Here is a 1204-nt window from a genome sequence, read left to right as displayed (position 1 = left end):
ATTTTACCTGCAGTCGCTGGTTAGTTTTTCATTTGTTGAGAGATCCGATCGCACAAGCGGTCGGATTTTTTTATTTTTTTGCAAATAATTTTAGACCTGATAAACATAACTCGGTAGAATGGTTCGAGCAGAATAAAAAGCGAAAAAAGTAGAACAAAACGCTAAAAAGGAGAAAAAATGGAAAATAAAAAACTGCCTAAAGCGCTTGATGCCATTGATTTAAAAATTCTTAATGAATTACAACGTAATGGTAAAATTTCTAATATCGAACTATCTAAACGAGTAGGGCTTTCTCCAACGCCTTGTTTGGAACGTGTGAAACGTTTGGAAAAACAAAATGTCATAATGGGTTATCGTGCTTTACTTAACCCTGAGTTATTGGAAGCTCCTTTGTTGGTTATTGTTGAAATTACCCTAATTCGTGGTAAACCTGATGTATTTGAAGAGTTTAATATTGCTGTACAGCAACTCGATGAAATTCAAGAATGTCATTTGGTTTCAGGGGATTTTGACTACCTGCTCAAAACACGAGTAGCCGATATGGCAGCTTATCGTAAATTGTTAGGTACTACTTTACTGCGTTTACCTGGGGTAAACGATACTCGCACCTATGTGGTAATGGAAGAAGTGAAGCAAACGAATTATTTGTTATTAAAATAAGGACTTATTGTGATTCAGCGTTTAAAAGGGAAAGATAATATTGTTAAATTTGTGCTATTACTAATGGCAACGCTAGGTATTTATTTAATTATTGCGTGGGCAAGTTATAGTCCGCTTGATAATGCGTGGTCGGTAGCAAGTAGTGTAACGGAAAATACCTTAAATAAAACCGGTTTTTTAGGGGCTTGGCTTATTGACGTATTATTTGCAATGTTTGGTAAAGTCGCTTTTATCGTTCCTTTTGCTTTGTTTGGTGTGCCTTGTTACTTATTACTTGGGCGTTTATCTTCTGGTCTCGAACTTCGTCATATTGGACTATGGACACTAAGTTTTCTCTGCTTTATGGTTGGGATTGCTGGAATTGCTAACGTGCTATTGTCAAATTCAGCTTACTATTTAGCTGGCGGTTTTATTGGTGGCGTATTATTTACTAGTGTTGGTGCAACGCTCGGGCAGTTTGGAGTATTACTAATCGGCCTAATTTTAACTGTTCTAGGGTTTTATTTCTGTTCAGGGCAGGTGTTACTTCAATTATTTAACCGTT

General features: G+C 36.5%; 2 protein-coding genes. Both read left to right on the top strand.

Features of this window, described 5'->3' with window-relative positions:
* Positions 1-177 precede the first annotated feature (177 nt).
* Complete coding sequence (gene lrp / locus A1D25_RS05055; RefSeq protein ID WP_157394610.1) at positions 178-660, top strand: leucine-responsive transcriptional regulator Lrp; 483 nt, start codon at positions 178-180, stop codon at positions 658-660.
* A 9-nt stretch (positions 661-669) separates the two neighbouring features.
* Positions 670-1204, top strand: a 535-nt coding sequence (locus A1D25_RS05050; RefSeq protein WP_205420579.1) for a DNA translocase FtsK 4TM domain-containing protein, incomplete at its 3' end; no start/stop codon positions are given.

Origin of the sequence: Ursidibacter arcticus (genome assembly GCF_009761375.1) — a bacterium.
In the GTDB taxonomy this organism is placed as follows: Bacteria; Pseudomonadota; Gammaproteobacteria; order Enterobacterales; family Pasteurellaceae; genus Ursidibacter; species Ursidibacter arcticus.
This window is presented reverse-complemented; position numbering and strand designations above follow the sequence as displayed.